The sequence below is a fragment of the Celerinatantimonas diazotrophica genome (genome assembly GCF_004339545.1).
Taxonomy (GTDB): Bacteria; Pseudomonadota; Gammaproteobacteria; order Enterobacterales; family Celerinatantimonadaceae; genus Celerinatantimonas; species Celerinatantimonas diazotrophica.
Genome location: NZ_SMGD01000015.1, coordinates 60,239 through 68,759, shown reverse-complemented (window position 1 = coordinate 68,759; position 8,521 = coordinate 60,239). Strand labels below are relative to the sequence as shown.

At 47.5% G+C, this 8,521-nt stretch carries 3 protein-coding genes; 2 read left to right on the top strand and 1 reads right to left on the bottom strand.

Going from position 1 to position 8,521, the window contains the following annotated elements; translation table 11 throughout:
• A partial coding sequence (locus EV690_RS13685) for a beta strand repeat-containing protein (RefSeq protein ID WP_131913573.1) occupies positions 1-4,685 on the bottom strand: 4,685 nt, incomplete at its 3' end.
• 1,116 nt (positions 4,686-5,801) lie between these two features.
• On the opposite strand from EV690_RS13685, the gene EV690_RS13675 reads away from it, so the two are divergent.
• Positions 5,802-7,778: a sensor histidine kinase gene (locus tag EV690_RS13675; RefSeq protein ID WP_131913572.1), complete on the top strand. Its 1,977-nt coding sequence runs from the start codon at positions 5,802-5,804 to the stop codon at positions 7,776-7,778.
• A gap of 1 nt (position 7,779) precedes the next feature.
• Positions 7,780-8,472, top strand: coding sequence for a response regulator transcription factor (locus EV690_RS13670; protein WP_165872763.1), 693 nt, complete (start codon positions 7,780-7,782; stop codon positions 8,470-8,472).
• The last annotated feature ends 49 nt before the right edge of the window (positions 8,473-8,521 follow it).

The window sequence follows — 8,521 nt, the reverse complement described above, 5'->3', positions numbered from 1 at the left end:
TTCTTCAAACCATCTGGCGAGACCGTGAAGTCAGTGTCCTTGAGGGTCACGACGTCCCCATAGGTTTTGGTGACGTCTTTCGCCGTCACCGTCAGGTCGGCTGGGTTTACATCAAATTCCCCGGCCTCATAGTGCAAGGTGTAATTGCCTTTCGCTGCACCACTCAATGTCCCGTCGCTGGCCATGGCCGTGTAATCCTTGCCAACGTTCGATTTCGCAGTCGCCGTGGTGGTATAACTCAGGCCCGTCAGGTTACTGTTACCCTGACCGTTCGCCCAACCCGATGCGCTAAACTTATAAGTCGGACTGGTCGAGCCATAACTCTGATGACCCGATGCTGTCACCTTCAGTGGCGCTTTTTTCACCGTCAACTTGCCCGGTACATAAGTGATGGTGTAGTTGGCTGGATTGAAGGTTCCGCCAGATGCGTTAGAGGCATTAATCACATAGGGGCTCTTCGTAACATTGGCCGTCGCGACCGCGCCTGCACTGGCCAGTGTCACCTTGCCAATCGTCTCATTGTTCTTCAAACCATCTGGCGAGACCGTGAATTCCGTGCCATTAAAGGTCACCGCGTCCCCGTAGGTTTTGGTGACGTCTTTCGCCGTCACCGTCAGGTCGGCTGGGTTTACATCAAATTCCCCGGCCTTATAGTGCAAGGTGTAATTGCCTTTCGCAGCACCACTCAATGTCCCGCCGCTGGCCATGGCCGTGTAATCCTTGCTAACGTTCGATGTCGCGGTCGCCGTGGTGGTATAACTCAGGCCCGTCAGGTTACTGTTACCCTGACCGTTCTCCCAACCCGATGCGCTAAACTCATAAGTCGGACTGGTCGAGCCATAGCTCTGAGACCCCGTTGCCTTAACCGTCAGGTCGGCTGGGGTCACATTTGTGAAATTAACAAACCGGGTTGCGCCGCCCCCCATGAAAGTTCCGCTCACCCCGCTCACATTGCCCGTATAGGTGCCGACATTGCTGGTGGCGGAGGGCTCACCGGAGATTACAGGCGCGCCACTTACTGTGTTCCATACTCCCGCACCATAAGTGGTTATGGTTGGCGATGTCGCGCCATAGACCATGCTTCCTACATATCCTACAACACCAGAGACGCCATAAAGTTCGGGTCGATGACTCGCATCAGCCGGAGCCCATATGGTCCAATCAAACCCTGAAAAATTACTGGGATCCTTCATTTCCGCCGTGGTCAGACCTGTGGCGCCCGCCACAGACGAAACGTTGCCAACAGCATTAGTTTTGCCAGTGGTACCCATATCCCAATAGGATGAAGTGATGGTCGCATTGCTACCGTTGTACCCCACGAGGCCACCGACGAAGCCATCATTTGCCCCGGTTCCCTTCACTGCCCCGGTCGCATAAGCATTGCTGATGGTGCCATGGTTAATCCCCACGAGGCCGCCAACACTATCGCTGCTCCCCGTCACCGCCCCGATCGCATAGGCATTGCTGATGGTGCCATACATAAACCCCACGAGGCCACCGACACCATAGCTGCTCCCCGTCACCGCCCCGGTGGCATAGGCATTGCTGAGGGAGCCATCATTCCACCCCACGAGGCCGCCAACACCAGAGCTTCCCGTCACCGCCCCGGTGGCATAGGCATTGCTAATTTTGCCGATATTGTGCCCGACGAGGCCACCGACGTACCCGACTAAGCTACTGAGAGAATCGCTTCCCGTCACCGCCCCCGTCGCATAGGCATTGCTGATGGTGCCTTCATTTTCCCCCACGAGGCCACCGACAATCCGTTGACCTGATATGCTACCCCCCTCAAGGCCTATATTGCGGATTGTCCCACCTGATCCTACATAACCAAATAGACCAACATCATTCGTTGAAGGTCGATTAATGGTAAGGTTAGAAATCACATGGCTTTGACCGTCAAAGGTGCCGGTGAACCGATTATTGTAAGCATCCCCCACAGGCACGAAGCCGCCGCTGCCCCAGATGCTGGATGCGCTGTAGGTGTCGCTTGCTGCATTGGTTGCCGACGCATCGATATTGCGAGTCAGTTGATAAGTGCCGGAAAGATTGGTGTTGATTAATGCCAGTTGGTGTAAGTTGGAGACCGTGATAACTCCATCTGCATTGGGGCTGGCCGCTTCCGAACACAAAATAGGTCGCATATCCGCCGTTTGATACCAGGTATCCGTAAAGTCCCAGTTGGAATAGTTTGAGCTATGATTGGCACTATCACGCATTTGCGCTGTAGTCAGGCCAGCACCGCCCGACGAACTGGTTTGGCCAGTAGTACCGATATCCCAATAGGATGAAGTGATGGTAGCATCGCTACCGCTGACCCCCACAAGGCCACCAACGTTGCTATTTCCCGTCACCGCACCGGTGGCATAGACATTACTGATGGTTTTATAGTTAAGCCCCACGAAACCGCCAACCTTCTCACCGCCACTTACCGCACCGGTCGCATAAGCGTACTTGATATCCCCGATGTTTCCACCTGTAAGCCCACCGACTTGAAGGTTTCCCGTTACTCCCCCGGTGGCATAGGCATTGCTGATGGTGCCTGCATTCACCCCCACGAGACCACCGACACCATGGTTTCCCATCACAGTCCCGGTGGCATAAGCATTGCTGATGGTGCCATCATTTTCCCCCGCAAGGCTCCCAACACCATTTTTACCTGATATACTGCCGCCCTCAAGGCCTATATTGCGAATTGTCCCGCTGGTTCCCACCCAACCGAACAAACCAATATCATTCGTTGAAGGATGATGAATGGTAAGGTTAGATATCACATGACTCTGACCATCTAAACTACCAGTGAAGCTAGAAGCGTCAGTATCGTTAGAATCGCCTCCCAACGGCACAAAACCTGCACCGCTGTTCCAACTCGATGTTGCGCTGGCGTCGATGTCTTTGCTCAGGGCATAGGTGCCCGCAAGGTTGGTGTTAATGGCTTGGAGATTAGCCAATGTATTGACCAACATATACGCGGTGGCCGTGGTATCCGAGCCCATATTGCCAGAATAATCTGTGGCAGAGGTATAGCTGCTTGGGTTGTAATAAATGGCCACCCCACCCGGGGCCGTAGCTTTAGCGTTTGAGGCAAACGTCACCGTGCCGGTGCCGGTGCCAGAATTGTCGGCACGCAGCACAATTTTAGACCCAGTCCCGCCAGTAAGGGCCGCATTGACATTAATATTGTGATAGGCCGACAATTCCAGGGTCGAGCCGCTGCTCCAAGTCACATTGTTGGCCACCGTGATATCACCAGCTTGTGAACCCGCGCTGCCAGTAGTGATCGCGACATTGGCCTTGTTCAAGGCGGTTTGTAAGGTGGTGACATTCATCACACTGTCATCGCCGGTGGCGCTGGTGCCGTTGGAATTTGACGCTGTGCCATTAGAAATGGTGATGTTATAAGGGTCCAGTAACAGGGTACCAAACCCACCCGGGCCGCTTAAATCGGTAACACCGTTATAGGCCAGGGTCGCCTTGCCCGAGACTTCTGCATTCCCCCCTTTGCCCGCACCTGCGCCGCGGGCGCTGATTTGTCCATCAAAGGTGGTCAAATTATTCGACCAGACCACCACCTGTCCGCCCTTACCGCTTTGGTTGGCATTGGCCCGGATCACACTGGTTGCATTCACGGTCGTGGTCTTCGCCCGTTGGGTGTCGCCTTTGCCCTGGTAATCACCGCCAATCTTAACCGAGCCGCCACCGGTAGCACCGGACGCATCGATCGTCGCACCGTTCATGGCAATATGTTGACCGGTGACGCTAATTTCGCCGCCTTTTCCAGTAGCAGACGTGGCCGTCACCTGACCCGAGACGGTGACATCACCGCCTTGCCCGCCACCGATGATAATGCGGCCATCGTGACCTGAGACACTATTGGCTTCGACGACACCAGATAAGTTGACCACATGACGGGCCGCATCACGGGCACTGGCCACTGAGATCAGTACCGTCCCACCATGGGCAGAGAGGGTCCCCGAGTTCGCGATCAGCGCGTCTTGACCGTTAGCATCCGTTTTGCTCGGTAATGCCACCTGCAAAAAACCATCGCCTGACAGATTAAGCGTGGCTTCCTCACCGGCCCCTACGCCGATCCGGCCCAGAGGTGCCGCAATCAACCCGCTGTTGGTCACCCGACCGCCAATCAGAGCCGCATAGCCCCCCCGACCCACGGTGATAATGCCCGCATTACTGACCCCTGCCGACGCACCGGTGCCTTTGAAAAGAAAGTGCCCCTTCAAAAAGTCTTTATCGGTAATATTCAACGTCGACCCGACAAAGCCGCCACCGACTTTGACCGACCCGGTTGAGGTAATTGCAATGCCATTGGGGTTGATCAGATAAACCTGACCGTTGGCATGAATTGAACCGGCGATAGTCGATGTGGTGGCCCCTGTGACTCGGTTCAAAATCGCTGCGGTACGGCCCGGCTGAATAAAGTGGACAGATGCGCCTTTGCCAACTGAAAAACTTTGCCAGTTTACAATGGCTTGATCCGAATGCTGGGTGACGGTGGTAGTGTGACCCGAGGTGCCAATCGAAACCTGGCCGGCGGCAACCGACCCACCTGTCGGCAACGCCACTGCTGCTAGCACCGGTTGCACAGTCAACGTATAGAGGAGGACACCAACAACAGATTTTCGGGTGAAACTTGACGGTGTTACATCCTGGTATGCTTGGGGTTCCATTCATCTCTCCACAATCATCAATTTTATATCAGGAATTACGGCTTATTAACACTCGGGGGAGGCTAGCCAGAGCCTCGATGGCAAGCATTCGCATCAGGGCATAACCATGCGGTTGATTGACTGATGTCGATCACTTAATTCATGACACTTTATCAAATAAAAAATGACTGAAGCTGACAAAAGCTGACAACGCATCATTTTTTGACATACGATTAACATGCCCCCTGTTACGATGTCCTGAATCAGGGCCAAAGATGAAATAGGCCCAAAATAAATATGCGTTCCCAACGGGTCATCAAACAACAAAAAAAGATGGGTAAACCCGAAATTGCAATTCATTTATTGACGGGCGTGATGTATAGACACTCATTTTGCTCTTAAACAAAAACGCAGTCTTATTCACTGTTTGCGTATAGATAGCGTTCTGAGTAAGTTGCAACTGTTAAGAGACTCGAATAGAACAAATTAATTAATTATGTAATACTTTATTGCTCTGTTCTGCATGAGAATCAGGAATGCAATGGTCTAAATTAGGATCAGAACTCACAGTTCTTGATTTCAAAAGATCATACGAGTTTGACGCTAATGTTTTTGGTTTTCAACTTGAAACAAAACGAAGCACCCAAGCTTTGCCTATCTAAAATTTGACAAGGCTCAGTCAATGATTGAAGAGCACCATGCTCAAGGTTGCAATACTGGACCTCTGAATTATCCTTTGGGTTCTGGCTTGAATTTTCAAATCGAGTGTGATGATGCTCTGTCGTTGAAAACTAAATAGGTAAAAGCAGGTTACGTACTATTCAGGGATATAAAGGAGTCTTGGTATAACACAGGCGAAGAGCTAAGTGGCTTTAAAGAATTTTTGGTGCAAGACCCAAGCGGGTATTTGCTTCGATTTTCCCAATATTTAGGTGCGAAACCACTATTTACATAACCAACCAAAGCAGTTTATAACCGCCAGAAACCGCTCCGCGGCGGACATCGGAATCTATGACGCTGCGCTTCATTGCGCTGCGATTTAGGAGCGGCAGACAGCACTGGCAATCAGTAGACGATAGTTTTTAAACTCACTGATTAATTACATCGCTCAATCACTCGGAAGTCTTTAGTCAATTCATGCGTACGTTTTATCGATTCATTACGGTTTTCTTCGCCCTTCTTATCTCCTGGGATGCCTATTCTCAGAGCATTGCTATTCAAGCGGGAATCAACACCGTACATCTAACGCAAAATATTCAATACCTTACCGATAAGACAGGGCAACTAACACTTAAAGATATACTCAAAAGAGAAGGTGATTTCACATCGGTTGCCTTTCCCTTTGGGGCAGGGTTTTCTAATAATGCATACTGGTTTCGTTTTACCTTACAGCGTGGCCAAGGTGCCGCTAAAGATTGGCTATTAACCATTAGTCCAACGTATCTGGACAGCGTTAAATTATATACGCCTTTGGGCCATCAACATTACTCACAGAGCGAAGTAGGTGATTTGCTGCCTGCTGAGCGATCAAATGATTCTGCAACACGTTCATCATCAGAACCCAGTTTTATGCAGTCCATAATGGTACCATTTTCCCTTCCCATCACCTTAACAGACACCCAGCCGCATACTTTTTATATCCGTCTACAAACAAACAGCTCCACTACTTTGCAGCTTACTTTACAAACACCAGCTCAGGCCGCATATACAAGTACCAGCAAAAAAATAATATCCGCTATAGCGACCGGTGGCTGGCTCATGCTTTGCTTGTATGCTTTTATCATGACCCGTCTGACCCAAAAAAAAGCCTATGTGTTAAGTTGCATTTATCTCCTTGGCTGCATTGCCCATACACTCGTTAGGAGCAGTATCGCGGCGCAATATATTTTCCCTGATCACCCCATGTTGGTTAATTTACTTGCGCCAACCAGTGTCTGTTTAATGCTCTCAGGGATTATTTTATTTTTTATGTCCTTTTTCCAAACCAGCCAGAAATTCAAATATATACATTGGTTTTTACGATTGAATTTGGGACTTAACTTAGCCTCTTTTATCAGTTTATTTTTCGGGAAATATACTTTATTTGCGCCTTTCATGTTTCAAGTATCTTATGTAACCTTCCCCGTATTATGTTTTGTTATATGGAGGGGCGTAAAAAATGGCATTGCAGGAAGTCGCTCACTTTTTTTAGGCTATGTTGTTTTCTTCATACTCAATATCAGCGCCATTTTCGCTTCAACCTATCGTCTATCAACCCCCTCGGTATTTCTTGACATGCCAGAAATAACGTCTTTTATTTTTATTGTTATGATGTATCAAGGCTTATATCAACATAAACAAGCGGAAGACGTCACTAAAAGAAAGCTAGAAGAAAAAATACACTTCGCCGAAAAAGAAGTCGAACTAGAAAAAACTAGACGAATCAACCAGTCAAACTTTATGACGCTCATTACCCATGAATTAAAAACGCCATTGGCTGTTATTGACAGTATCATACAAACGTTACCCATCGAAAAAATTGACATTAGTCCTCAACTTGCAGAACGCCACTCCCGAATTCAAACTGCAATCTCACAGCTCAATTTATTGATAGATAACACGCTTATTTCTGAACATATGGATTTGGAAAATACGTCACCTAACTGTCATGAAACCAATATTTATGAGATCATTAAAAACATTATCAATCGCTTGCCAAGCGATACCAAAAAACACATAATTAATACAGTTAGTATTTTCAAGTTAAATATTGATCCTTTTTTGTTTCAATTAGTTTTAAATAATTTATTGATAAATGCATTAAAATATAGAGCGCCAGAATCATCAATATCAATAACCAGTACCAAAAACTGTGAAAAAAATAAAGAAGGTGTATTAATCTCAATATGCAACGATTATCAATCTTCACATAAACCAGATCCAGACCAATGGTTTAACAAATATTACCGTCAATTAGAGAAGCCAAGTATACAAGGTTTTGGATTAGGATTATATTTGGTTAAAGGGATCGTTGAAGCTCACTCTGGACAGATTCAATGCCGAGTGATGGGGAATGCACCAATTTGGAAAATCACTTTTAGCGTGTGGTTTCCTTCGACTGGAAAGACTGAATGATATGGCACGAATTTATTTTGTTGAAGACAATGTCATCTTGTTAAATAACGGTTTATTGTGGCTAAAAAATGAGGGATACGATGCTCATGGTGCTAGTTCTTATGAAGAACTAACGCAATTAATGACAACGCAACGTCCTGACCTAGTATTACTTGATTGGAATCTCCCCGGCAAGGATGGCTTATTTATTGCGAATGAGCTAAGAAATACGCCTGAAACAAAAAATATATTGATCATTTTCGTGACTGCCCGCAATTCAATTAACGATAAGGTCTCTGGCCTAGATAAAGCAGATGCTTATATTGCCAAACCTTTTGATTATCGTGAATTACTCGCTACAATTCGAGCCTTATTACGAAGGAATAATATCTATAAAGTTTCATCGAGCAAGAGCACATGGCTGCATTTTCCACAGCAACGAATCCTACGAACGCCAGATGGGCAAGAGCTGGATATAACAGAAAAAGAAAACATGATCATTCAGCTTTTTGTCCAACATTCTGGAAAAATTGTCTCGCATAAGATGATCTCTCAGGTTTTCAATGAAAGTCCAAGCTTATATGATAAAAACCGTACAGAAGCACTGTTATCTCGTTTAAGAAGTAAATTGAAAACAGACAACAAAAACCCAATTCGTAGTTTTCGTAATCAAGGTTATCAATTAATGACCCACATAAAAATAATGAACGAGTAACATAAAAACGATGCATCGTCATTAATTACCCGAGCAAAGACCACTCTAT

Bases quoted from the DNA above. Each gene is read 5' to 3' on its own strand.
- EV690_RS13675 (WP_131913572.1), top strand. From the start codon at position 5,802: ATGCGTACGTTTTATCGATTCATTACGGTTTTCTTCGCCCTTCTTATC.
- EV690_RS13670 (WP_165872763.1), top strand. From the start codon at position 7,780: ATGGCACGAATTTATTTTGTTGAAGACAATGTCATCTTGTTAAATAAC.